We start from the raw sequence: 24,932 nt of genomic DNA, 5'->3' as shown, positions 1-24,932 counted from the left end.
ATCAGACGTCCCTGCTGTGTTCGTCGGCCCGCTCCGCTGACGCGTCACGGAACAGATTGATGGCGTCGATGTGCTGCTCGCGCAGTTCCTCGTTGCGCACGCCCAGCCCCTCGCGCGGCGCCAGCGCCAGCACGCCGACCTTGCCCTGGTGGCGGTTGCGGTGGACGTCGTACGCGGCCTGGCCGGTCTCCTCCAGGGAGTAGACCTTCGACAGCGTGGGGTGGATCTTGCCCTTGGCGACCAGCCGGTTGGCCTCCCACGCCTCGCGGTAGTTGGCGAAGTGCGAGCCCACGATCCTCTTCAGCGACATCCACAGGTAGCGGTTGTCGTACTCGTGGTTGTAGCCGGAGGTGGAGGCGCAGGTGACGATCGTGCCGCCCTTGCGGGTCACGTACACCGAGGCGCCGAAGGTCTCGCGGCCCGGGTGCTCGAAGACGATGTCCACGTCCTCGCCGCCGGTGAGTTCACGGATGCGCTTGCCGAACCGCTTCCACTCGCGCGGGTCCTGGTTGTGCTCGTCCTTCCAGAACCTGTAGCCCTCGGCGTTGCGGTCGATGATCGCCTCGGCACCCATCTTCCGGCAGATGTCGGCCTTCTGCTCGTTGGAGACGACACAGATCGGGTTGGCGCCGCCGGCCAGCGCGAACTGCGTGGCGTACGAGCCGAGTCCGCCGCTGGCGCCCCAGATCAGCACGTTGTCGCCCTGCTTCATGCCGGCGCCGTTGCGCGAGACGAGCTGGCGGTACGCGGTGGAGTTGACCAGGCCGGGAGCCGCGGCCTCCTCCCAGCTGAGGTGCTGCGGTTTCGGCATCAGCTGGTTGGACTTGACGAGTGCGATCTCCGCCAGGCCGCCGAAGTTGGTCTCGAAGCCCCAGATGCGCTGCTCGGGGTCGAGCATCGTGTCGTTGTGGCCGTCCGAGGACTCCAGTTCGACCGAGAGGCAGTGGGCGACGACCTCGTCGCCGGGGTGCCAGGCGTTGACGCCGGGACCGGTCCGCAGGACGACGCCCGCCAGGTCGGAACCGATGACGTGGTACGGCAGGTCGTGGCGCCTGGTGAGCTCGCTGAGCCTTCCGTAGCGCTCCAGGAAGCCGAAGGTGGACATCGGCTCGAAGATCGAGGTCCACACGGAGTTGTAGTTGACCGAGCTCGCCATGACGGCGACCAGGGCCTCGCCGGGCCCGAGTTCGGGCACCGGGACCTCGTCGAGGTGCAGCGACTTGCGGGGGTCCTTGTCGCGGGTGGAGAGCCCGTGGAACATCTCGGTCTCGTCCTTGTGCACGGTCACCGCGCGGTACGACTCAGGAATGGACAGGGCCGCGAAGTCCGCGGCTGTGCTGTCCTGCGATTGGATCGCGTCCAGGATTTCCTTCACGGTGTGCCTCCGGCGGATGGGGGCGCTGAGGGATCGCTTGAGAGTCCCTGCGAGCAAGAGGGGAGCGGTGTGGTGTGGAGGTGGTGCCGTCGGTTCGGCTGTCAAAGCTTCGGCTTGCTCTGTGGAGCAGAAGGGGTTGCCTGTGACGCAGGCGTCCGGGCGCGCAGGCAAATCGCTTGCGGGGACAGCCGGCGTACGTGAGATCTCAGCACGCCGGCCGCCCGGACAACTTCAACGTATGGCACTCCGTGACACCTGGCAAGGCACTCGGTGCCAACAATTTCTCTCACTTGTCACCCGCAGGGCACCGATGAGCGGTGAGGGGGGTGTTTCGCAGGGATATGCCGGGTAGGTGAGGGCGAATGATCGATCAGTGAGACCGGTACACATAGGGGGTCGTGGTGCTCAGGGCCACGAATCCGAGCCGCCGGAGGATCGGGCTGCTCATGTCGGAGGCATCGACCTGAAGGTAGCGGTAGCCGCGCTCCGCCGCGATCCGGGCGCGGAAGGCCACCAGGGCCCGGTAGACGCCCTTCCCGCGCCACGCCTCGACCGTTCCGCCGCCCCAGAGCCCCGCGAAGCCCGTGCCCGGGTACAGCTCCATCCGGGCCGAGCTCACCGGCTCGTCGCCCACCATGGCGAGGACGCCGACGAAGCCGTCCGGATTCTCGGCCAGCCTGGCCAGCACCTGATGCCGCAGCCGCGACCAGTCCGAGCCGAACGCCCGCTCATGGGCGCGGGCCATCAGCTCCACGTCCTCCGCGTCACTCACGGTGCGCAGCCGCACGCCGTCGGGGAGTTCCACCGCCGTCGAGAGGTCCGCGACCGGGGCGACCAGCAGGGTCTCCGGCTCCTCCGCCTCGAAACCGGCCGCCAGAAGCCTGTGCGCCAGATCGGCCGGCCGGTCGTGCGCGTACAGCTTCCACTCGAACTCGCCGTGCCCGAGCGCCGCGTAGTGCGCCACCTGGGCCGCGATCACCGCGTCCGCCCGTGCGGGATCCAGGTCCGGGGCCGACCAGACGACGCCGTTCCAGTCGTCGGCCGTGCCGACCTGCCGTACGACGTCACCGGTGCGCTCGACCCGGACGCCGGGGCCGTCGGGGCGGGCGTGCTCGCGCATCTCGCGGTCGAAGAGGGCCAGCAGTGCTTCGTGATCATGATTCATCCGCCCACCACAGCACCGGTGCGCGGCTGCGGCAACCAGGATTCGGCGGTGGTGCGGGCGTGCCGGCCGGCACGCCCCGGTCAGCGGTCCTGGAGCGCCTGCTGGATCGTGCGCATCACTTCGTCGAGCGGCGCGTCAGTGCGCGCCACGGCGACCAGCACCTCGCCCTGGGACGTCACCGAGGCGGCCGGCTGCTTCGCGGGCTCGGCGCCGACGGTCCGGCCGGCCCCGATGCCGGTCCCGAAGGTGTCGCGGACGATCGCGAAGGCATGGTCGAGCTGAGCCTCGACGTCACCCTCGCCGCCCGCCCGCAGCCAGCGGCGCAGCACATGGTTGTGCGCGGTGACCACGGCGGACGCCGCGACCTCCGCCAGCAGCGGGTCGTCGTTGCCGACGTGGTGGTCGCGCTCGTCGAAATGGCCCAGCAGATAGCGGGTGAACAGCCGCTCGTAGCGGGCCACCGAGGCGATCTCCGCCTCGCGCAGGGTGGGGACCTCGCGGGTCAGCTTGTAACGGGCCACGGAGACCGCGGGCTTGGCCGCGTACATCTTCATGACTTCCTTGATGCCGCGGCAGACGGTGTCGAGGGGGTGCTCGTGCGCCGGTGCGGCATTGAGGACGGCCTCGGCCCTGACGAGGGTGTCGTCGTGGTCCGGGAAGATCGCCTCTTCCTTGGAGCGGAAGTGCCGGAAGAAGGTCCGCCGGGCGACTCCGGCGGCGCCCGCGATCTCGTCGACCGTCGTTGCCTCGTACCCCTTCGTGGCGAAGAGTTCCATCGCCGCGGCGGCCAGTTCACGGCGCATTTTGAGCCGTTGGGCGGCGGCGCGCGTGCCTGCGGCACTTTCCGGGGCGTCGGGCGCGGCGGAGACACGGGGGGACCTGGCGGGCTGGGACATGGTGTGAACGTACTGCATCGGGTCGGGGGAGTGCGCCCGTGGGGGCGGGCCGCCCGAAGGATCGAGCAGCCCTCCCCACCCCGCCCCCGGCCCGGAGGGGCCGACGGCGGGTTCCGCGGCGTCGCGGACCCTCTCAGCGCCGGGCATGTTCGCGGAAGCCGCGCCCCGTCTTGCGGCCGAGGCAGCCGGCGGCCACCAGATGTTCGAGCAGCGGAGCCGGAGCCAGACCCGGGTCGCGGAACTCGCTGTGCAGCACCTTCTCGATGGCCAGGGAGACATCGAGCCCGACGACGTCGAGCAGTTCGAACGGGCCCATCGGGTAGCCGCCGCCCAGCTTCATCGCGGCGTCGATGTCGTCGAGGGTCGCGTAGTGCTCCTCGACCATCTTGATCGCGTTGTTGAGATACGGGAACAGCAGCGCGTTCACGATGAAACCGGCCCGGTCCCCGCAGTCCACCGGGTGCTTGCGGACCTTGGCACAGACCTCACGGACGGTGGCGTGGACGTCGTCGGCGGTGAGCACCGTACGGACCACCTCGACCAGCTTCATCGCCGGCGCCGGGTTGAAGAAGTGCATCCCGATCACGTCCTGCGGACGCGAGGTGGCCCGCGCGATCGCCACGACCGGCAGCGACGAGGTGGTGGTGGCGAGGACGGCACCCGGCTTGCAGACCTTGTCCAGGGTCCCGAACAACTGCTGCTTGACCGCCAGGTCCTCGGCGACGGCCTCCACCGCGAGATCGACATCGGCGAAGGCGTCCAGCGAACCGGCCGCGGTGATCCGGGCCAGGGCCCCGTCCCGCGCCTCGGCCGTCAGCCGCCCCTTGGTGACGGAACGCTCCAGCGACTTGGCGATCCGGCCCTTCGCCGTGTCCGCCTTCTCCTGGCCGCGGGCGGCGAGCACCACGTCGTACCCGGCCTTCGCGAAGACCTCGGCGATCCCCGAGGCCATCGTCCCGGAACCCGCGACACCCACCGAACGCACCGTACGCCCGGCCACCGCCGACCGGTCGTCCTGCGGGGTCAGCGCGTCCGGCATCACGGTCTGGCTGCCGGACGCCTCGTACGTGTAGAAGCCGCGGCCCGACTTGCGGCCGGTCAGCCCCGCCTCGCTCAGCTGCCGGAGAACGGGCGCCGGGGCGTGCAGCCGGTCGTGCGACTCGGAGTACATCGCCTCCAGGACGGTACGGGCGGTGTCGACCCCGATCAGGTCGAGGAGGGCGAGCGGTCCCATCGGCAGACCGCAGCCGAGCTTCATCGCCGCGTCGATGTCCTCCCGGGAGGCGTAGTTGGCCTCGTACATCGCGGCGGCCTGGTTGAGGTACCCGAACAGCAGCCCGTCGGCGACGAAGCCCGGCCGGTCGCCGACCGCGACCGGCTCCTTGCCCAGGCTGCGGGCGAGCGCGGTGACCGCCTCGACGGCCGGCGGCGCGGTCAGCACCGAGGACACCACCTCGACCAGCTTCATCGCCGGTGCCGGGTTGAAGAAGTGCAGACCGAGCACGCGCTCGGGGCGCAGCGATTCGGCGGCCAGCCGGGTCACCGAAAGGGCGTTGGTGCCGGTCGCCACGATCGCGGTGGGGGAGACGATCGCGTCGAGCTCCCGGAAGACCTGCTGCTTGATCTCGTACGACTCGGGCACGACCTCGATGACCAGCTCCGCCTCCGCGGCGGCCCGGAGGTCGGCGAAGGTACGGAACCGGGCGAGGACATCGCTCCGCTCCTCCTCGGTGATCCGCTCGCGCCGCACCGCGCGGGCGGTCGAGGCTTCCAGGGCGGCGACGGCCTGACGGGCGGCCGCGTCGCTGATGTCGATGCCGATGACCTCGTGGCCGGCGCGGGCCAGGACCTCGGCGATGCCGGTGCCCATGGTGCCGAGGCCGACGACGGCAATGGTGCTGAGCGGGGTGTCCATCACGGGACTCCAGAGAATGAGTGACGACTGTGAGGAGGCACGGCGCGCACTGAGAGGGAGAACCGGCGCGACACGTGCGGGAATTGCGTGTCGTGGTACTCGGGGCCGGGGCGCGATGAGCACGCCAGGACCCGGAAGGGGCGACGGACTCTGTCCCGGAGTCACGTCTCGCAAAACTGCCGAACCGACAAGCACTCCGGGTGGCTGCGTCACCAGGCCACCGGAGCAAGCGGGGATCGTGTCCCGCTCACATGAGGTTAACTGCTCGGTAACGAGCGCGCCAGCCCCCGGCCGTTGTGCGCCATGCCACATTCCCCCCGCCCCTCGATACGCAGAGTCCCCGCCGATACGCTGACGGTCATGGACGAGGAGTTCCGGTCGCTGGCGGACCGGCTTGCTGACGAGGCGGACGCGGCGGGGGAGTCGGCGGCGTACCGCGGACTGCTCGCCACCGAGGACGAGGAGGAGCTGGCCCGCGTCCTGGTGGAACGCGAACGCCCGCTCTGGGCCCGCGAGATGGCCGCCTTCCGGCTCGGCTGCGGCGGAGACCGGCGGGCCTTCGAGGCTCTGGTCCTGCTGCTCAACCACCGCGACCCGGAGCGGTGTGTCTCCGCCGCCCACGCCCTGGTGTGCCTCGGCGACCCCCGCACACCCCGGGCCGCCGCCGCCCTGGCGACCAACACCCTGCGCACCGCGTACGCCCTGCACCCGGTGCGGCTGCTCACCGCGCTGCGGGCCCCGGAGTCCGTACCGGCGCTGATGAGCACCCTGGAACGGCTGCTCGCCCCGGACGGCCCGTACTGGCGGGTGGCGCTCGCCTGTGTGGAGGGGCTCGGGCAGCTGGGGGACGAGCGGGCCCGCCCGCTGCTGGCGGCCGCTCTGCCGCACCCCAGGCTGGGCGGCGCGGCCCGCGACGCGCTCGGCCGGCTGGGCGCGTCGTGAGGAAGCGCCGGGCTCAGGAGGCGGCGGGGCCGCCGAGAGCGCGTACGTACCGCACTTCGGGCACGAGCGCGCCGTCCGCCTCGAAGGACTCCTCGGCGCCGTCGGGACGGAAGCCCGCGCGCTCGTAGAAGCGGCGGGCCGGGGTGTTCTCCTTCAGGACCCACAGCGCCAGGTCCGGGAAGCCGTCGGCTGCGGTGCGGGTGAGTGTCTCCGCCATCAGGGCGCGGCCCGCCCCGGTCCCGATCTGCTCGGGCGCCACGTAGAGCGCGTACAGCTCGCCCCGCGCGAGCGGCTTGCCGTTCTCCCGGTACGGCCCGTAGCAGGCCCAGCCGATGACACCGAGGCCCGGCCGTTCGGCCACCACGTTCACGATCGTGCTGCTCCCGGTGAAGGACGCGCGGCGCCGCTCCACGTCCTCGGCGACGGCGAGGCCCATGTCGTCCAGGTACGACTGCGGCACCAGCCCCGCGTACGCGGCCTGCCAGCCGCGTACCCGGACCCGAGTGACCGCCTCGCAGTCGTCGACGGTCATGTCCCGCACACGTATGTCGGAGGGCAGGGCGGCCGTGGTCCTTGTCGTCATACGGGCCATCCTGGCGCATCCGCCAGGATGGCCCGTACGCGAGTCGGGCCGCGGGCCGCCGTCAGCCGCGGAAGCCGAGCAGCCCGTGCAGGGTGCTGCCCCTGCTGCCGGAATCCGTTCCCCGGGCCGACTTCACCGCCGCCCTGCCGGTCAGCGGTTTCGGGTCGGGAGACTTGGCGCAGACCGCGTCCGCGTCGGCCCGGATGCCTTTGCCGCGCGGGACGGTGCCCTTGTCGAGATAGTCCGCCAGATAGGTGTCCAGGCAGTCGTTGCCGCTCAGTGTGATGCCGTGATTGCCGCCGCCCTGCTCGACCACCAGGCTGGAGTCGCGCAGCTTGCGGTGCAGGGTGACTCCACCCTCGTACGGTGTGGCCGCGTCCTCGGTGGCCTGGAAGAGCAGCACCGGCGGCAGGCTGTCGTTGGAGACCCGTACCGGGTTCAGCGGCTCCACCGGCCAGTCGGCGCACGGGGCGTTGTACCAGGTGTTGTTCCAGGTGAAGAAGCGTGCCTTGTCGTGCACCTTCCAGCTGTCGTTGCGCCAGGTGTTCCATTGACGGGGCCACTGGGTGTCGCGGCACTGCACGGCCGAGTAGACCGAGTACCCGTTGTCGGCCTTCGCGTCGACCGCGCCGAACTTCTTGTACGCCTTCACGAGCGCGTCCTGGTCCTGGTCGTTCACATACGCCGCGAACGCATCGGCCAGATAAGGCCAGTAGCCGTTGTAGTAGCCGCCGGGCAGGAAGGTGTCCTCCAGCTCGCTCGCCCCGATCTTCCCGCCCGCGGGGTGCGCCTTGACGGCGGCACGCATCGCGTACCAGGCATCCTCGACCTTCGCCGGGTCGCTGCCGAGCCGGTACGTGGTGTCGTGCTTCGCGACCCAGGCGGCGAACGCCTTGTGGCGGGCGTCGAAGGCGTAGTTCTGGCCGATGTTGTCGTCGTACCAGACGCCCTCCGGGTCGACGTTCGAGTCGAGGACCAGGCGCCGCACCCGCTCCGGGAACAGCTTGGCGTACACCGCGCCGAGGTAGGTCCCGTACGAGTACCCGAAGTAGTTGAGCTGCTGGGAGCCGGTTGCCTGCCGGATCACATCGAGGTCCTTGGCGGCGCTGACCGTGTCCATGTAGGGCAGCAGATCCGGGTACTTCTCGCCACATGCCTGCGCGAACGAACGGGCCCGGTTGCGGTTGGCCTCCTCGACCGCGAGCGAGTCCGGCACCGAGTCGGGGCGCAGTGGATCGAAGTACTTCGGTACGCAGTCCAGCGCGGGCTCGCTCTTGCCGACGCCGCGCGGGTCGAACCCGATCACGTCGTACTGCGCGGCAACCGACTTCGGCAGCGAGGACGCCACGAAGCCGGCCATCGAGAGGCCGCTGCCCCCGGGGCCGCCCGGGTTGACGAGCAGGGGACCCTGGAAGGTCTTCGCGGTGTGCGGAATCCGGGACAGGGCGAGGGTGATCTGCCGACCCGACGGATCGTCATGATCGAGCGGCGTACTCACCGATGAGCACTGCAGGCTCGGGTACGACTTGGTGCCGCAGTCGGTCCATCTGAGCTCGGCTGCGGTGTGCTGCGCACCGTTGTCGGCGGTCGCCGGGGGCGGTGCGGCGGTCACCAGACCGGCAACCGTCGCACCGACGGCGAACAGAATTCCTGAACGTTTCGTCATATGGCCTCCCGTGGTGGGGGAAACACGGCTGCGGGTGGCGCAGCCCCCGCCGCATGCTCCCCGCATTTGCGCCAGGAAGGACCTGTTGTGTCAAGAGTTGACCCGTTTGCCCGCGTTGGTTACGTCAGAGCCTCCGCGACGGTTCCGGCAGATCAGAGCAGGGTCAGCTGGGTGGGCCCGGGGCCGTCGAGCGGCGCGTGCTGTTCCTTCCGTGCCGGGAGCCGTCGGGCCGCGCCGCGGTGCGAGGGCCCGATGCCGAATTCGGCCGCCAGCTCGTGGACGTACCGGGTGATGCGGCGCTGGTACCGCTTGGGCGCGTAGGCCCCCTCGGCGTACAGCCGCTCGTAGCGCCGCACCAGATGGGGGTGGTGGTTCCCGAGCCACTGTATGTACCACTCCCGGGCGCCGGGCCGCAGATGGAGGACGAGCGGGGTCACCGAGGTCGCCCCGGCGGCGGCGATGGCGCGGACCGTGGCGCGCAGCTGGTCCGGATGGTCGCCGAGGAACGGGATGACGGGGGCCATCAGTACGCCGCAGTCGATGCCGTGCTCGCTCAGGGTGCGGACGGCGTCGAGGCGGCGCGCGGGGGAGGGGGTGCCGGGCTCGACGGTGCGCCACAGTGCGTCGTCGACGAAGCCGACCGAGACGGAGATGCCGACGTCGGTGACCTCGGTCGCCTGCCGCAGCAGGTCCAGATCGCGCAGGATCAGCGTTCCCTTGGTCAGGATCGAGAACGGGTTGGCGTGATCACGCAGGGCCGCGATGATGCCGGGCATCAGCCGGTACCGGCCCTCGGCGCGCTGGTAGCAGTCGACATTGGTGCCCATCGCGATGTGCGCGCCGTGCCAGCGGCTGGACGCGAGCTGGGCGCGCAGCAGCTCCGGGGCGTTGGTCTTGACGACGATCTGGGAGTCGAAGCCGAGGCCGGTGTCGAGATCCAGATAGCTGTGGGTCTTGCGCGCGAAACAGTAGACACAGGCGTGCGAACAGCCCCGGTACGGATTGACCGTCCATTCGAACGGCATCCGCGATGCGCCCGGTACCCGGTTCACGATCGAGCGGGCCCGGATCTCATGGAAGGTGATCCCCCGGAACTCGGGGGTGTCAAAGGTGCGCGTGGTCACCGCGTCGGCGGTGAAGAGCGCGCTGTTCCCGGTCGTGGCGGGGTTCTCGACCAGATTGTCCCAGCGCATGGACGCCTCCTCGGTAGCACTGGACAGAGAATAGAACACTTGGTGTGCCACGAATGCGGAAAGGGTTCGAATTGTAGGAAGAATTCTGGAAGCAATGCTTCACGAGAGATGAAGGATTGGCCCTTCGGAACCGCCCTGCGGGGGGAGGTTTCAAACCGCCACATGCTGCGGGAGTGGTAACGCGACCGTGGTGAGCGATGTGGAAAAGGCGCCTCAAGGCGTCAGGTAGGGATTAGGAAGACGAACGCAAGTGAACCGCTGATGAAGTGTCGTTATCTATAAGGTGGCATCAAAACCGGGGGAATCATGTGTCCTCCGGGAGGAGTCTGGCGGAAACCCGTTTACTGGCCAGGCGGTGTCCGGCATGAAGGCGGCGTGAGCCTAATCTGCTGCTCTTGTGAGGAACGTGGGAAGGCGTGTCTCGATACTGCTCCTGGTTTTGGGAGCGAGAGGGAGAGCCCCAAGCGGAGGTCCCGCGAGGGGCGGAGTACCGATGCGGGAGACGCTGGCGGACCAGCTCGTAGTAGTGGGGAAGCACCTGTAATGGGTGTGGAGCGAAGGGGCTGGGTCATTCGTAGCTATGTATGTCTGGTCAACCGGATGTTCTCCGGGAGGAGCCGATGAACAAGCTGAAGTCACCGAACAAGCCGTTTGACATTTCCAAGTGGGAAGTCATGGAGGCTTTCCGAGACGTCAAAAAGAATCAGGGCGCATCTGGAGTGGATGGTCAGTCCATTGACGAGTTCGAGAAAGACTTACGGGGAAACCTGTACAAGCTCTGGAATCGAATGTCGTCAGGGACGTACTTTCCTCCGCCGGTGCGTGCAGTTGAGATTCCGAAGCAGCACGGGAGCGGGACTAGGATGCTCGGCATTCCTACCGTTGCCGACAGGGTTGCGCAGACTGTAGTGGCACGGCATCTGGGAATCCGAGTGGATCCAATTTTCCACGAGGACTCATACGGGTATCGGCCACGAAAGTCAGCCCTGCACGCGATCGAAACGTGCCGGCAGCGCTGTTGGAAGCGTGACTGGGTCATCGATTTGGATATCCAGAAGTTCTTCGACAGCGTGCGCTGGGACCTGGTCGTCAAGGCTGTGCAGGCTCACACTGACGCCGTCTGGGTGAAGTTGTATGTAGAACGGTGGCTGCGTGCACCGCTTCAACTGCCCGATGGCTCCTTGCAGATGCGGGACCGAGGGACCCCCCAGGGGTCGGCGGTCTCGCCCGTTCTCGCGAACCTGTTCATGCACTACGCGTTCGATACCTGGCTCACGAGGGAGTACCCGGGGCTGGAGTTCGAACGCTACGCGGATGACGCGGTTGTTCACTGCGTCTCCCTCCGTCGGGCCCAGGAGGTCCTGGCGGCGTTGGAGGACAGGATGGAAGAAGTCGGGCTGCGGTTGCATCCCGACAAGACCAGGATTGTGTACTGCAAGGACTCGAACCGGCGCGGCTCGTATGAGCACACGTCGTTCACGTTCCTTGGATACACCTTCCAGGGCCGTGAGGCGTGGTCGCGGCGCACGGAGAGGTGCTACACCAGCTTCCTGCCTGCGATCAGCAAGGATGCCCTGAACAAGATCAGCAGTGAAGTTCGCTCCTGGCGACTCCACAAGCAGGTCAGAGCGACGTTCCATGAGCTCGCGCGGCGGGTCAACCCCATCGTGCGGGGCTGGATCCAGTACTACGGGGCCTTCTACGGCTCCAAGCTGGTTCCCCTCCTCCTGCGCATCAATGCCTACTTGTTGCGCTGGATCAGGAAGAAGTACAAGCGGTTCCATTCGTTCAAGAAAGCTCACGCGTGCTGGCAGCGCATCACCCGCCAGCACCCGAGGCTCTTCGCCCACTGGGCGCTGAACCCGAGAGCTTGGTGACCAGGATGACAAGAGCCGTGTGAGCTGAGAGGTTCACGCACGGTTCTGTGGGAGCCCGGAGGTGAGATTCCTCCGGGCCACCCGACTTCCCTTGATCGTTTTCTCCCCTTCGTCCCGGACCGGATTTTGAGCGGCGTGCCGGAGGTGATTGGCTCAGCACACCCCCGAACAACCGAGTGCTGGAGGAACAGCCATGGCGCAGGTCGAGGCCACGACAGAGCGAGTCATCGCGGCGGACGCGGAGACGGTGTTCGACGCGCTGGCCGACTACAAGGAGGTCCGGGGCAAGGTGCTGCCCGGACACTTCAGCGAGTACGAGGTGCGTGAGGGCGGTGACGGCGAGGGCACCCTCGTCCACTGGAAGCTCCAGGCCACCAGCAAGCGGGTGCGCGACTGCCTGCTGGAGGTCACCGAGCCCACCGACGGCCGGCTCGTGGAGAAGGACCGCAACTCCTCGATGGTCACCACCTGGACCGTCACCCCGGCCGGTGAGGGCAGGTCGAAGGCCGTCGTCTCGACCGTCTGGAACGGTGCCGGCGGCATCGGCGGATTCTTCGAGAAGACCTTCGCGCCCAAGGGGCTCGGGCGGATCTACGACGAGCTGCTGCAGAACCTCGCCGCCGAGGTCGAGAAGTAGCCCGACCCGCTCTTGACCGGCCTCACCGGTTCGGGTGGTTTTCTCGGCCCGCCGGTTGTGCGCCGTAGTGGCTCCCACCGGGAGTTAAGCCCTCCGAGTACGCCGTCGGCGCCCCCCGTCGCGTTTGCCCTCCCTCGTCGCGCGATGCGAGAAAAGGGCGGCGCAGATGCGACGAGGGGAGCAGCACGTGGTGGGTGGGATCACTCTGTTGGAGGAGGAGCCGGGCGGCGCGGGGACCGCCGAGGCGCCCGCCGGGCCGCCCCCGCCGCCGCCTGCCGAGGCCGCGCCGGCACAGGCGGCCCCCGCCCCGTCCGGCGTACCGGAGACCAACCCCCGCCGCATCCGGCTGATCTTCCTCGGGCTGATGCTCACGCTGCTGCTCGCGGCGCTCGACCAGATGATCGTCGCCACCGCGCTGCCGAAGATCGTCGGCGAGCTGCACGGCCTGGAGAAGATGTCCTGGGCCGTCACCGCGTACCTGCTCGCCTCCACGATCGGCCTGCCGATCTACGGCAAGCTCGGCGATCTCTTCGGCCGCAAGGGCGTCTTCCAGTTCGCCATCGTCGTCTTCGTCATCGGCTCCGCGCTCGCCGGCTGGTCCCGCACCATGGACGAGCTGATCGCCTTCCGCGCCGTCCAGGGCATCGGCGGCGGCGGGCTGATGATCGGAGTCCAGGCGATCATCGCGGATGTCGTACCGCCCCGGGAACGCGGCCGGTTCATGGGGCTCATCGGCGCCGCGTTCGGCCTCGCGTCCGTGGCGGGCCCGCTGCTCGGCGGCTTCTTCACCGACCACACCTCCTGGCGCTGGTGCTTCTACATCAACGTCCCGTTCGGCCTGGTCACGCTCGCGGTCATCACCGTCGTACTGAAACTCCCCAGGCCCACCGTCAGGCCCCGCCTCGACATCCTCGGCGCGCTGCTGCTCGCCGCCGCCTCCACCTGCCTGGTGCTGCTGACCAGTTGGGGCGGTACGGAGTACGCGTGGGGCTCGCGCACCATCCTGGGGCTGGGGGCCGGAGCCGCCGGAACGACTCTGCTGTTCCTGGTCGTAGAGCACCGGGCGGCCGAACCCATCATTCCGCTGCGGCTGTTCCGTGACCCGATCTTCAATGTCACCGCGCTCGTCGGGGCGGTCGTCGGGGTGGGGCTGTTCGGGGCCGCCAGCTATCTGCCGACCTTCCTCCAGATGGTCGACGGCGCCACGGCCACCGAATCCGGACTGCTGATGCTCCCGATGATGGGCGGCATCGTCATCGCGTCGGTCGTCTCCGGCCAGCTGATCTCCCGCACCGGCCGCTACCGCATCCACCCGATCCTCGGCGGCGCGTTCTCGGTGGTCGGGATGTGGCTGCTCTCCCGCCTCGAAACCGACACCCCACGCATCGAATACAGCATCGCGCAGGCCGTGCTCGGCATCGGGATCGGGCTGATCATGCCGGTGCTGGTGCTCGCCGTGCAGAACTCCGTCCAGCCCGCCGACATCGGCTCCGCCACCAGTGCCAACAACTACTTCCGGCAGATCGGCGGCAGCGTCGGTGCCGCCGTCTTCGGGACGCTCTTCGCGGGCCGCCTCGCGGACGCGCTCGCCGTCCGCCTGCCGTCCGGTGCCGACCTCCCCGACCCCGAGTCGATCACCCCGCAGCTGGTCCACGCGATGGAGCCCGCGCTGCGCGACAGTTACATCCAGGCGTACGCCGACGCGATGCCGCGGATCTTCCTCTACCTCGTGCCGGTGCTCGCGCTCGGCCTGTTCTTCGCCTTCTTCCTCAAGGAGAAACCGCTGGTGTCCCATCACAGCCCCGAAAGCACTGCCGAGTCCGTGACCGTTCCGGCCGCCCGCACCACCTCGACCACCGAGGCCGCCGCACCGCCGCCCGTCTACCTGTCGGGCGTGCCGGTGTGCGGCAGCGTCCAGCACTCCGACGGTACGAAGGTCCCGCGTGCTGCCCTCACCCTCATCGACGTCCAGGGACAGCAGGTCGGACGGGGCGCGAGCGGGGACGACGGGCGGTACGCGCTGAGCGTGCCCGGCGCCGGTTCGTACGTCCTCATCGCCGCGGCCGGCGGACACCAGCCGCAGGCCGTCAGCGTCACCGTGGGCGAACGGCCCGTCGAGCTCGACGTGGTGCTCGGCGGGGCCGGGCGCCTCGCCGGGACCGTCGTCACCGCCGACGGCATTCCGGTGCGCGATGCCGCCGTCACCCTCACCGATGTCCGCGGCGAAGTCGTCGCCTCCACCCGCAGCGGCCGTGAAGGCGGTTATGTGATCACGGAGTTGGTGGCGGGCGAGTACACCCTCGCCGCCAGCGCCCCCGCCTTCCGGCCCGCCGCGCTGCCGGTGAGCGTGCAGGCGGCCAGGGAGACCCGGCAGGACATCGAACTCGCCGGCGGCGCGGTGCTGCGCGGCATCGTACGGGCGAGCGGCGGCCGACCCGTCGAGGACGCCCGGGTCACCCTCCTGGACGCGGCGGGCAATGTGGTCGACACACTCACCACGGGGCCCGACGGGGCATTCCGGTTCGTGGACCTGTCCACCGGCGAGTACACGGTGATCGCGGCTGGATACCCGCCCGTGGCCACCGTGCTCCAGGTCGCGGGCGGCGGACGCACCGAACGCGACCTCCAACTCGGGCACGAGGACTGACCGTCCGGAGGAACGCCGGGCCGGCCGGTGGCTCCCCGGCCGCCCCGGCGCCGCGGCCGGACCGCTCCGTGCGCGCACCGGTGCGCCGGGCGTAGCACCCCGGACCGCGATCGGGCCGATGACCGGCGGGCGCCGGCCGCGGGGCCGTACCATGCCCCGTTCTTCCAGTGCATGGTCACCGGTGAGCCGGTCCTCATCCCGCACGTCAGCGAGGAGCTGAGCAACCGGATCTCGGGCGAGTTCGAGAAGCGCGACCTGTGCCCGCTGATCACCCACCGGTCGCTGCTCATCGTGCCGCTCAAGGCCCGTGACGTGGTGCTCGGCTTCATGGTCCTGATGCGCCGTCCCGGCCGTGAGCCCTTCGACGACATGGACCGACAGCATGCTGCCCCAGGTCGCACCCCGGATGGCGGGCTGCGACATCGCCACCCGCTATCTGCCCGGTGCCCGGCTCGGAAGGATCGGCGGCGACTGGTTCGATTCGGTGAAGCTGCCCGGCTCCCGGACCGCGCTCGTCGTCGGCGACGTCATGGGGCACGGCCTCAACTCGGCCGCGATGATGGGCCGGTTGCGTACCGTGGTGCTGACCATGGCCACCATGGAGATGCCGCCGGCCCAACTGCTGCGCAACCTCGACGACCTGGCGCAGCGCCTCGGTGAGCTGTATCTGGCGACCTGCCTCTACGCCGTCTACGACCCGATCCGCTCCGAGGTCCGGATCGCCGACGCCGGTCACATCCCGCCCGTGCTCGTCCGTGATGCCGAGGACGGCCGGGCCGAACTCCTGACCCTGCCCACCGGCGCCCCGATCGGTGTGGGCGGCGTCGCCTTCGAGACCGCGACCGTGCGGGTGCGGCCCGGCGACCGTCCGGTCCTGTGCACCGACGGCCTCGTCGAGGTGCGCGGTCAGGACATCGGCGCCGGGCTCGCCGCGCTCTGCGCCTCCGCGGCCCACCCCGCCGCCTCCATGGACGACGCCTGCGACACGATCATCCGGGCCCTGAACCCGAGCGGCGGACGCAAGGACGACGTGGCGTTGCTGATGGCCCGGCTGAACGGCATCCCGGACAGGGACGTCGCCGAATGGCAACTCGCCCTGGATCCGCGCGAGGTGGCGGGATCCCGGCGCCTGGTGCGCGGGAAACTGCTCGACCGGGAGCTGCCGGACGCGGTGGAGGCGGCCGAGCTGATGGTCAGCGAGCTCGTGACCAACGCGGTGAAGCACGGCCGGTGCCATCACATCGGGCTCCGTCCGGTCCGCACCGGTGCCCTGCTGTGCGAGGTCAGCGACGACGAACCCGCCCCGGCCACACTGCTCGACGCCGCCTCCCACGACGAGTCGGGCCGCGGCCTGCTCCTGGTGAGCAGCCTCGCCCGCGAATGGGGCACCAGCACCACGGCGGCCGACGCTCCTTCCCCGAGCTCTCGGCTCCGCTCGAGCAGGGGAGACCCCATCCGCCTCCCTCCTCCGCCTTGCGATGCACGGCACCGGACCCCGCTCCCTGATCCGGCCTGATCCAAACGCAAGACCCTGGCCCGGGGGTTCGGCGGCGGTCCGGTCAGGGGCGGCCCGCCGCCGGTGCCGCGGACCGGTCGCCGTAGCGGTGGGCCCACGGCAGGGCCTCCTCCAGTGCGGCCGATACGCCGAGCAGGAGGTCCTCGCGGCCCCAGCCTGAGGTGAGCGAGACCCCGAGCGGCAGGCCCTGCGAACTCCAGCCCAGCGGAAGGCTGATGGCCGGGAACCCGGTGGCGTTCGCCAGGACGGTGTTGCCCGTGAACGCGGTCATCGCGGCCAGCTCCGCCGCCGGGTCCGCGTCGTTGCGCAGCTGCCCGACGAGCGTCGGCGGGGTCGTCACGGTCGGGGTGATCACCACGTCCGCGTTCGCGTGGTCGAGCGACCAGGCGCGGGCGCGGGCCTGGACGACACCGATCGCGACGGCCAGCTCGCCCGCGGTGAACTCCTGGGAAAGGGACCGGAGATGGCGGACGATCGGGCGCAGGGACGACTCGTCGAACGCCATGGTCCTGGACCCGACCAGCGCCGTGAACATCACCTGGAAACCCTCGGTGAGCTCGGGGTCCGGCGCCTGGTCCCGGGCGAACACGTCATGGCCGAGCCCGGCCAGCGTACGGGCGGTGAGTTCGGCGGCGGCGGCGACCTCGGGATCCACGGGAGAGCCCGAGACCGACCCCTGGGCGAGCGCGATCCGTAGCCGTGGCACGGGTGCGTCGCACGCGCGCTCGTAGCTGTCGACCCGGGGCGGATGCACGGTGCCGACGCCGGTACGGGTGGTCAGCGCGTCGAGGAACGCGGCGGTGTCGCGGACGGTGCGGGCGAGCGGACCCCGTACGGAGAGCCCCATCCCGTCATTGCCGGCCGGGCCCGCGGTGACGAGTCCGCGGCTGGGTTTGAGCCCGACCACCCCGCAGGCGCTCGCGGGGGAGCGCACCGAACCGGCGGTGTCGCTGCCCTGCGCGATCGGCACCATCAGTGCGCCGACCGCCGCGGCCGCGCCGCCACTGCTGCCGGCCGCGCTGCGGGTGAGGTCGAAGGGACTGCGTGCCGGGGCGGACACCTCGGGCTCGGTGTAGCAGGCCGCTCCGAATTCGGGAACGGTGGTCTTGCCGAGGCTGATCAGCCCGGCGTCGGCCATGACCTCGACGATCTCGTCGTTGTGCCCGGGAATCCAGTCGCGGAACAGCGCGGAACCCAGCGTGGTGCGCACGCCCTCGGTGGCCTCCAGATCCTTGACCGCGGTGGGCACGCCGAACAGGCGCGGCAGTCCGGAGCGGTCCGCCGTGCGCAGGACGCGTTCGGCCCCGGCCGCCGCGACGCGGGCCCGGTCGGCCGACACGGTGGTGAACGCCCCCACCCGGTCGCCGTCCCCGATCCTGGCCAGCAGATGGTCCACGACTTCGGTGGGACTTGTTTCGCCGCGCTCGTAGGCGGCGGCCAGCTGAAGAGCGGTGAGGTCGTGCAATTCCGTCATGGGCGCTCCCATTGCCGTTTCGTTACGCGTATCGATATGGTGCGGGCATGGTGGGCGAGAAGGCAAGCACTCCCAAGAACGGCCGTCCCCGGGCGGTGACGCTCGACGCGATCCTGGACGCGGCGACCGAACTGGCCGACGACCAGGGGCTCGATGCCGTGAGCTTCCGCGCGCTGGCCGACCGGCTGGACGTGTCACCGATGGCGATCCATCGCACGACGGGCGGTATCGACGCGCTCCAGCACGCGTTGGTGTCCCGGATCGTCGGCGAGGTGACCCGGTCGGTGGACTGGCCGGAGGACTGGCGCGGCGTCGTCCGGCTGTTCGCGGACACGCTCCACGACCTGCTCATGCGGCACCCCGTCATCCTGGAGGCGCACCGCCGCGCCTCCCTCGTCGGGCCCGGCGCCGACGACGTCGCGTACCGGGTCGTGGCGGCGCTGCGCAGTGCGGGGCTCGACGAGGAGGCCGCCGCGTACGCGTACGGCACCCTGCACGACTTCGTCACCGGCCATGTGGCGATCCGCCTCGGCCGCGGCGATCTGGAACTGCACCAGGTCCCGCCGGAACGCCGGGCCGCGTCGGTGTTCGCGGACCACCACGACTACGACCGCCGGTTCTCCTTCGGCCTCGACTTCGTCATCGGCGGAATCGCCGCCGCTGCCGCCAACCCCGTAGCCCACGAGGAGCAGAGATGACCCCCTCCCCGCCGGACCTGCCGAAGACGCCGGAGACGGACCTGCCGGAGACGCACCGCCTGACGGCCCCGAACGGGCGCCGCATCACGTACTGCTCCTACGGCGACCCCGCCGCCCCGCCCGTGATCGTGCTCCACGGCACCCCCGGCAGTCGCTACGAGGGCCTCGCGCTGCGGCAGGCGGCGGCGGACGCGGGCCTGCATCTGGTCTTCCCGGACCGTCCGGGCTACGGCGAGACCGACCCTGTGCCCGGCCGGGGCTTCCACCGCTGGAACGACGACTTCGTGGCCCTGCTCGACCACCTCGGCCACGAGCGGGCTCCGCTCGTGGCGATCTCGGGCGGCGGCGGGTACGCGCTCTCGGCGGCCCAGCAGCACCCCGATCGGGTCACGCGACTGATCCTCGCGTGCGCCGCCGTTCCCGGGGCTCCCCGCGAGGCGTACGCGCGCCGGATCCCGCTGGTCAAGTGGCTGAACCGGATCGTCCTCCGGGCCCCGGCGATCGCCCGGCCGATGCTCGCCGGGAAGGGGATCTTCAAGAAGACGAGGCGCGAGCCGAACCTTGACGCCTGGCCCCGTTCCGATCGGCTGATCATGAGCACCCCCGCTTTCCGGGCGCTGTCCGACGTGGACACGGCCGAGGGCCAGCGCCAGGGCGTGGACGCGGCCATCACCGACCTCGCCGGCTACTTCCGCCCGCTGCCGGACCCGCTGGGCTCGGTCTCCGTACCGACCCTGTTCCTGCACGGCGAGGCGGACGGCAACGTCCCCGTCGAGGTGGCGCGGTGGGCGCACGCGCAGATCCCGGGCGCCGAGCTGCGCACCCTCCCCGACGGCGGTCATCTGTTCCTCCTCGCGGACCCGGAGCCGCTCCTGCGGGAACTGACCTGAGCGGTGTGTGCGGCGGTCGTCCTTCACACCCCGTACCGCCGGTGTGAGGATGGCCGTCATGACATGGACGGCACCTCGCATCGCACGTACGACGGTCGACGGCGACCAGCTGAACGTCCCGAGCACCGTGGACGAGCGGGTCATGCTGGACGGCTGGCTCGGGTGGCACCGCGAGACGCTGCTCACCAAGTGCGCCGGGCTGGCTCCGGCACAGCTCGCGCGCACCGCTGCCGAACCGTCGGACCTCACCCTGCTCGGCCTGGTGCGGCACATGGCGGAGATCGAGCGCTGGTGGTTCCGCCGGAGCTTCGCGGGCGAGCCGATCGGTGACGTCTTCACCGGTCCGGGCGACGGTGACGAGGGGATCGAAGGGGGCGACGCCGCGCACGCCGAGCGCGACTTCGCCGCCTTCCGCGCCGAGATCGAGGCGTGCGAGGCCGCCGTGGCGGGGCGCGGCCTCGACGAGACGTTCGTGTCGGCCACCCGTGGCCGGACCGTCAGCCTGCGCTGGGTGTACCTGGTGATGATCCAGGAGTACGCCCGCCACAACGGCCACGCGGACCTGCTGCGCGAGCGGACCGACGGCGCCACGGGCGACTACCCGGTGGGGGGATGATGAGGGACGACTGCTCCGGTCCCGGACCGGGACCGGAGCAGTCGCACACCCCGACGCGTACGGAAGCGCCCCTCAGCCGCCGTCCGTCCCGGGCGGATACACGGCCGCGTGGGCCGACCGGAAGAGGGCGTCGACCTCCTGGCCGCTGAGTCCCTGCGCCCGTGCCTCGTTCAGCCACTCGGCGAGCGAGGTGCGCAGAGGGGACTCGGGGCCCGCCTGGGCCGGGGCGAGCGAGCGGGTGATGAAGGTGCCCGCCCCCTGCCGGACCTCGGCGAGACCCGCGCGCTCCAGCTCGCGGTACGCCTTGAGGGTCGTGTTCGGGTTGACCTTGGTGTCCGCCGCGACCTGTGCGGCCGTGGGCAGCCGGTCCCCCTCCTCCAGGGCGCCCATGCGCAGCGCCTGTTCGACCTGTCGCACGATCTGGAGGTACGTTGCCACTCCGCTGCGCCGGTCGATGCGGAATACGACCACTGCCTTCACCTCCCGTTCGACTGTCGAAACCCTATGCACCTGCGACGGCAGGTCCTAGAGGGGGCGACGGGACACCCGCCACAGGACGAACGCGGTGAGCACGACGGTACCGGCGAGCAGGATGCCCGCCCCGGTCCACTGCATGGCCGGCATCTGGTCGAAGCCGAGGTACTCGTAGACGTTGTTGACGATGCCGTGTTCCTCGACGCACGCGTCGGAGGCCGCCTCGGTCGTCTTGGAGCACAGACCCCAGCCGTAGAGATGGCCGTCGGCGGAACCGATCCAACGGTCCACCTCGGACGACTCGTTCAGCCGCGCGGGCATGTCCGCGTCGAGCGGGTAGGTGATCGTGCGGGTCGGGGCGAGGTGGACGAGCATCTCGTCCCAGAACACCCCGAAGGCCGCGGCGAAGACGAGCGTGATCGCCATGGACGCGAGGATCCGGCGGACCAGCACACCGATGGTGATGCCGGCGGCGGTCAGGAAGAGACACAACGCGGGGAGCATCGGGCCGGTGCTGTCGAAGATCGCCCCGTCCCACCACAAGCCGGGGAACACCGACCGGTAGGGCTTCCACCACCAGGTGAACAGCGCCGAGAGCACCGCACCGGTCACGATCACCGCCGCGTAGCACCAGGCGAACTTCGTCGCCACCCAGCGGCGGCGTGACACGGACTGGGTGGTGACCAGCTGCGCGGTGCCCTGTTCCTGGTCTCCCGCGATCAGCGGGGCGCCGACGAAGACGGCGAGGAGCAGGGGCAGCGCACTCAGCGTGCTGATGGCGAGACCCACACCGTCCGAGTTGATGGTCGGCTGCGCCAGCTCCTTCCCCGGCCAGCCCGCGGCGTCCAGGAAGTCCTTCATGTGGCTGCGCTGGTACACGAGCCAGATCGAGCCGAGGACCGTCACGGCGAGCACGCTGAGCAGCGTGCCCCGGTGCTGGCGCACGACGAGCCAGCTCAGTCCGCGGAGCATGCGGGGCCCGGGGGTGCGCCCGGTCCGGGGGGCGTCGGTCAGGATGGTGTTCATGAGGTGTGGCTCCCTTCGGCCTCGATACGGGCACCGGGTGTGAACAACGGGGGCGCGTCCGGCGAGCGGAGATGCGCCAGCAGCACCTCCTCCAGGCTGGGTTCGGCCACCACCCAGTCACCCGACAGGGGGCCGTTCGTCCGCACCAGCGCGTGGAACTGCCGGCCCTGGACGCGGCACTCGATCACGGTGTGGGGAGCCAGCGCGTCGGCCGGGTTCCCGTCCGGGGCGAGCCCGGTCACCAGCGCGTGGGCCGGGACGAGCGCGTCCGCGTCACCCGCCATCCGGATCCTGCCGCCGGCGAGGACGAGCAGGTAGTCGCACATGTCCTCCAGCTCGGAGAGCATGTGGGAGGACATCACCACCGTGGTGCCGCGCTCGACGGCCTCCGACATCAGCAGGGTGCTCATGTCGTGGCGGGCCAGCGGGTCGAGGTCGGACATCGGCTCGTCGAGCAGCAGCAGGTCGGGCCGCTTGCCGAAGGCCAGCGCGAACGCGACGCGGGTGCGCTGCCCACCGGAGAGAGTGCCCACGCGGGCGTCCATCGGCACCTGGCCCGACCGTACGATCCGCTCCGCCGCGGCCATGTCCCAGCCGGGGTTGAGCTCGCTGCCCATGCGCAGCGTCTCCGCAACGGTGAACCGCTTGAACAGAGGCTTGTCCTGCCCGAGGAACGCGAACTTGGGCATCACCTCGGGATCTTCCACGGGTACGCCGAAGACCCGGAGGTCACCTCCCGTGGGCTGCACCTGACGGGTCGCGATCCCCAGCAGGGTGCTCTTCCCGGCGCCGTTGGGGCCGACGAGACCGCAGATCCGACCGGCCGGCAGCCGGAACGAGATGTCCTGCAGCGCCCAGCCGCGACGGTAGCGCTTACCCAGGCCGCGGGCCTCCAGAGCCCATGCGTCGGACCCGCCGTCCGGAGTGAATGTGTCTGCCATGCACTTCGCCTCAATTCCATTAGTCAATTAATGGAATCATGGTCTGGGGTGGTGGAATGTGTCAAGGCGCGCCGGGTGGCCCCCCGCGGCGGCCGGGGGCGGGTGTCCGTGTTGCGCCTGTTCGGGGCGTGCGTCGCACTCTCTTCGGAGGACTGGACCATTGAACGTATCTGTGGCTCTGGCCTGGCGGTTCTCGGGCGCGTAGCGTGGCCCGGCATGAAGATCCTGATCAGCGCGGACATGGAAGGCGCCACCGGTGTGACCTGGCCGGCCGACGTGCTGCCGGGCACCCCCCAGTGGGAGCGGTGCCGTGCCATGTTCACCTCCGACGTGAACGCGGCGGCGCTCGGCTTCTACGACGGCGGCGCGGACGAGGTCCTCGTCAATGAGGCCCACTGGTCCATGCGCAACCTCCTGCTGGAGCGGCTCGACGACCGGGTCCAGATGCTCACCGGCCGGCACAAGTCCCTCTCCATGGTCGAGGGCATCCAGCACGTCGACGTCGACGCCATCGCCTTCGTCGGCTACCACACGGGCGCCGGCGCGGAGGGGGTCCTCGCCCACACCTACCTGGCGAACTCCATCACCGGGGTCTGGCTCAACGGCGCCCGCGCGAGCGAGGGACTGCTCAACGCGCATGTCGTGGCCGAGTACGGGGTGCCCGTCGTCCTCGTCACCGGCGACGACCTGACCTGCGTGGACGCCGAGGGCTACGCCCCCCGGGCCCGCAAGGTCGCCGTCAAGGACTATGTGTCGCGGTACGCGGCGGTCTGCCGCACCCCGGCCCGCACCGCGGCGGACATCCGCGCCGCGGCGAAGGACGCCGCCGCGCTCGCCGTGCGGCACACACCGGTGGAGGGCGGCCCCTTCACCGTGGAGCTGGAGTTCGACGCCGAACACCTGGCCCAGGCGGCCACCGTCGTCCCCGGGGTGGCGCCCAGCGGCGAACGGCGCGTCGCCTACACCAGCGCGACGATGTACGAAGGTATCCGCACGTTCAAGGCGGTGACGACGATCGTGTCGTCCGCCGTGGAGGAACAGTATGGCTGAGGCGACCCGCCCCCAGGAGAGCGTCGACCAGCAGGCGCTCGACGAATCGGTGACGTTCACTTCCGAACTGATCCGGATCGACACCACCAACCGCGGCGACGGCGACTGCCGCGAGCGCCCGGCCGCCGAGTACGTCGCCGAGCGGCTGGCCGCCGCCGGACTGGAACCCACCCTGCTGGAGCGCACCCCCGGACGCACCAATGTGGTCGCGCGGATTCCCGGCACCGACCCGTCCGCCGACGCCCTGCTCGTCCACGGCCACCTCGACGTGGTCCCGGCCGAGGCGGCCGACTGGTCCGTGCACCCGTTCTCCGGAGAGGTCCGCGACGGTGTCGTCTGGGGGCGCGGTGCCATCGACATGAAGAACATGGACGCGATGGTCCTGGCCGTCGTACGCGCCTGGGCACGGGCCGGGGTCCGCCCCCGCCGCGACATCGTGATCGCGTACACCGCCGACGAGGAGGCCAGCGCCGACGACGGCTCCGGCTTCCTCGCCGACCGGCACGCCGAACTGTTCGAGGGCTGTACGGAGGGCATCAGCGAATCCGGCGCCTTCACCTTCCACGCCGGACCGGACATGCCGCTCTACCCGATCGCCGCGGGCGAGCGCGGCACCGCCTGGCTGAAGCTCACCGCGCACGGCAAGGCCGGGCACGGCTCCAAGGTCAACCAAGCCAACGCGGTCAGCACGCTCGCCGCCGCCGTCGCCCGGATCGGCAAGCACGAATGGGCGGTCCGGCTCACCCCGACGGTCCGCGCCGCGCTCACCGAGATCGCCGCACTGCACGGCATCCACCCCGACCTGGATGCCTCCGGCTTCGACGTCGACGAACTGCTCGGCAAGCTCGGCCCCGCCGCCGACCTGGTCGCGCCGACCGTCCGCAACAGCTCCAACCCGACCATGCTGGAGGCCGGGTACAAGGTCAATGTGATCCCCGGCCACGCCACCGCGTTCATCGACGGCCGGATGGTGCCCGGTGGCGAGGAGGAGTTCCACGCCACCCTGGACCGGCTGACCGGCCCTGACGTCGACTGGGAGTTCCACCACCGCGAGGTCCCGCTCCAGGCCCCGGTCGACTCGCCGACGTTCGCCAAGCTCCGCGCCGCGATCGAGCGCTTCGACCCGGCCGGCCACGTCGTGCCGTACTGCATGTCGGGCGGCACGGACGCCAAACAGTTCTCCCGGCTCGGCATCACCGGCTACGGCTTCTCACCGCTGAAGCTGCCCGTCGGCTTCGACTACCAGGCGCTGTTCCACGGCGTCGACGAACGCGTCCCCGTCGAGGCCCTGCACTTCGGCGTCCGCGTCCTCGATCACTATCTGCGTACTGCCTGACTGCTACAGGGGGAA

General features: G+C 70.2%; 20 protein-coding genes and 1 pseudogene. 10 read left to right on the top strand and 11 right to left on the bottom strand.

Features of this window, described 5'->3' with window-relative positions; genetic code table 11:
* Nucleotide 1: 1 nt before the first annotated feature.
* From ccrA to ACFVX4_RS15050, 4 genes are all read right to left on the bottom strand, one after another.
* Nucleotides 2–1,375 (bottom strand): crotonyl-CoA carboxylase/reductase, encoded by a 1,374-nt coding sequence (gene ccrA / locus ACFVX4_RS15065; RefSeq protein WP_389976439.1) that lies wholly within the window; start codon nt 1,373–1,375, stop codon nt 2–4.
* Nucleotides 1,376–1,745: 370 nt separating this feature from the next.
* Nucleotides 1,746–2,540 (bottom strand): GNAT family N-acetyltransferase, encoded by a 795-nt coding sequence (locus ACFVX4_RS15060; RefSeq protein WP_389976436.1) that lies wholly within the window; start codon nt 2,538–2,540, stop codon nt 1,746–1,748.
* An 80-nt stretch (nt 2,541–2,620) separates the two neighbouring features.
* Nucleotides 2,621–3,436 (bottom strand): TetR family transcriptional regulator, encoded by an 816-nt coding sequence (locus tag ACFVX4_RS15055; protein ID WP_385339086.1) that lies wholly within the window; start codon nt 3,434–3,436, stop codon nt 2,621–2,623.
* Between the two features lie 133 nt (nt 3,437–3,569).
* A complete protein-coding gene (locus ACFVX4_RS15050) occupies nt 3,570–5,351 on the bottom strand; it encodes a 3-hydroxyacyl-CoA dehydrogenase family protein (RefSeq protein ID WP_389976433.1) in 1,782 nt (593 codons plus the stop codon).
* A 360-nt stretch (nt 5,352–5,711) separates the two neighbouring features.
* Between ACFVX4_RS15050 and ACFVX4_RS15045 the strand changes: the two genes are divergently transcribed.
* Nucleotides 5,712–6,293, top strand: a complete 582-nt coding sequence (locus ACFVX4_RS15045; RefSeq protein ID WP_389976431.1) for an adenylosuccinate lyase — start codon at nt 5,712–5,714, stop codon at nt 6,291–6,293.
* Nucleotides 6,294–6,306: 13 nt separating this feature from the next.
* Here ACFVX4_RS15045 and ACFVX4_RS15040 read toward each other — a convergent pair whose 3' ends face one another.
* The 3 genes from ACFVX4_RS15040 to ACFVX4_RS15030 form a co-directional block, all read right to left on the bottom strand.
* Nucleotides 6,307–6,876 carry a GNAT family N-acetyltransferase gene (locus tag ACFVX4_RS15040; RefSeq protein WP_389976428.1) on the bottom strand — a complete coding sequence of 190 codons (570 nt, stop codon included), beginning with the start codon at nt 6,874–6,876 and terminating at the stop codon, nt 6,307–6,309.
* A gap of 61 nt (nt 6,877–6,937) precedes the next feature.
* Nucleotides 6,938–8,542: an alpha/beta hydrolase gene (locus ACFVX4_RS15035; protein WP_389976425.1), complete on the bottom strand. Its 1,605-nt coding sequence runs from the start codon at nt 8,540–8,542 to the stop codon at nt 6,938–6,940.
* A gap of 152 nt (nt 8,543–8,694) precedes the next feature.
* Nucleotides 8,695–9,735 (bottom strand): Rv2578c family radical SAM protein, encoded by a 1,041-nt coding sequence (locus ACFVX4_RS15030; protein WP_389976422.1) that lies wholly within the window; start codon nt 9,733–9,735, stop codon nt 8,695–8,697.
* Nucleotides 9,736–10,355: 620 nt separating this feature from the next.
* Between ACFVX4_RS15030 and ltrA the strand changes: the two genes are divergently transcribed.
* The 4 genes and pseudogenes from ltrA to ACFVX4_RS15010 form a co-directional block, all read left to right on the top strand.
* Nucleotides 10,356–11,612 (top strand): group II intron reverse transcriptase/maturase, encoded by a 1,257-nt coding sequence (gene ltrA / locus ACFVX4_RS15025; RefSeq protein WP_389976419.1) that lies wholly within the window; start codon nt 10,356–10,358, stop codon nt 11,610–11,612.
* 193 nt (nt 11,613–11,805) lie between these two features.
* Nucleotides 11,806–12,249, top strand: coding sequence for an SRPBCC family protein (locus ACFVX4_RS15020; RefSeq protein ID WP_385339070.1), 444 nt, complete (start codon nt 11,806–11,808; stop codon nt 12,247–12,249).
* A gap of 187 nt (nt 12,250–12,436) precedes the next feature.
* Nucleotides 12,437–14,896, top strand: a complete 2,460-nt coding sequence (locus tag ACFVX4_RS15015; protein ID WP_389976416.1) for an MFS transporter — start codon at nt 12,437–12,439, stop codon at nt 14,894–14,896.
* A 138-nt stretch (nt 14,897–15,034) separates the two neighbouring features.
* Nucleotides 15,035–16,412, top strand: a pseudogene (locus ACFVX4_RS15010) (SpoIIE family protein phosphatase); the annotation flags it as partial.
* 43 nt (nt 16,413–16,455) lie between these two features.
* Here ACFVX4_RS15010 and ACFVX4_RS15005 read toward each other — a convergent pair.
* On the bottom strand, nt 16,456–17,886 hold the full coding sequence (locus ACFVX4_RS15005) for an amidase (protein WP_389976413.1): 1,431 nt from the start codon (nt 17,884–17,886) through the stop codon (nt 16,456–16,458).
* 47 nt (nt 17,887–17,933) lie between these two features.
* Here ACFVX4_RS15005 and ACFVX4_RS15000 point away from each other — a divergent pair, with 47 nt between their 5' ends.
* From ACFVX4_RS15000 to ACFVX4_RS14990, 3 genes are read left to right on the top strand one after another with little or no spacing between them, the layout of a single operon-like run.
* Nucleotides 17,934–18,584 (top strand): TetR/AcrR family transcriptional regulator, encoded by a 651-nt coding sequence (locus ACFVX4_RS15000; protein ID WP_389976410.1) that lies wholly within the window; start codon nt 17,934–17,936, stop codon nt 18,582–18,584.
* Entirely contained in the window at nt 18,581–19,474 is an 894-nt protein-coding gene (locus ACFVX4_RS14995) for an alpha/beta fold hydrolase (RefSeq protein ID WP_389976407.1), read from the top strand. The genes ACFVX4_RS15000 and ACFVX4_RS14995 overlap by 4 nt, the downstream gene beginning before the upstream one ends.
* 58 nt (nt 19,475–19,532) lie before the next feature.
* Nucleotides 19,533–20,090: a DinB family protein gene (locus tag ACFVX4_RS14990; RefSeq protein ID WP_389976404.1), complete on the top strand. Its 558-nt coding sequence runs from the start codon at nt 19,533–19,535 to the stop codon at nt 20,088–20,090.
* 72 nt (nt 20,091–20,162) lie between these two features.
* Here the strand turns inward: ACFVX4_RS14990 and ACFVX4_RS14985 are convergent, their stop codons facing one another.
* From ACFVX4_RS14985 to ACFVX4_RS14975, 3 genes are read right to left on the bottom strand one after another with little or no spacing between them, the layout of a single operon-like run.
* Nucleotides 20,163–20,570, bottom strand: a complete 408-nt coding sequence (locus tag ACFVX4_RS14985; protein WP_389976401.1) for a GntR family transcriptional regulator — start codon at nt 20,568–20,570, stop codon at nt 20,163–20,165.
* Between the two features lie 45 nt (nt 20,571–20,615).
* Nucleotides 20,616–21,590, bottom strand: coding sequence for an ABC transporter permease subunit (locus ACFVX4_RS14980; RefSeq protein WP_389976398.1), 975 nt, complete (start codon nt 21,588–21,590; stop codon nt 20,616–20,618).
* Nucleotides 21,587–22,531, bottom strand: a complete 945-nt coding sequence (locus tag ACFVX4_RS14975; RefSeq protein ID WP_389976395.1) for an ABC transporter ATP-binding protein — start codon at nt 22,529–22,531, stop codon at nt 21,587–21,589. The genes ACFVX4_RS14980 and ACFVX4_RS14975 overlap by 4 nt, the downstream gene beginning before the upstream one ends.
* 216 nt (nt 22,532–22,747) lie before the next feature.
* On the opposite strand from ACFVX4_RS14975, the gene ACFVX4_RS14970 reads away from it, so the two are divergent.
* Both ACFVX4_RS14970 and ACFVX4_RS14965 read left to right on the top strand, forming a co-directional pair.
* On the top strand, nt 22,748–23,581 hold the full coding sequence (locus ACFVX4_RS14970) for a M55 family metallopeptidase (RefSeq protein ID WP_389976392.1): 834 nt from the start codon (nt 22,748–22,750) through the stop codon (nt 23,579–23,581).
* On the top strand, nt 23,574–24,917 hold the full coding sequence (locus ACFVX4_RS14965; protein ID WP_389976389.1) for a M20/M25/M40 family metallo-hydrolase: 1,344 nt from the start codon (nt 23,574–23,576) through the stop codon (nt 24,915–24,917). The genes ACFVX4_RS14970 and ACFVX4_RS14965 overlap by 8 nt, the downstream gene beginning before the upstream one ends.
* Nucleotides 24,918–24,932: the final 15 nt, after the last annotated feature.

Origin of the sequence: Streptomyces sp. NPDC058240, from assembly GCF_042882135.1 — a bacterium.
Taxonomy (GTDB): domain Bacteria; phylum Actinomycetota; class Actinomycetes; order Streptomycetales; family Streptomycetaceae; genus Streptomyces.
The sequence above is the reverse complement of the archived record's forward strand: the minus strand, read 5'-3'. Positions and strand labels throughout refer to the sequence as shown.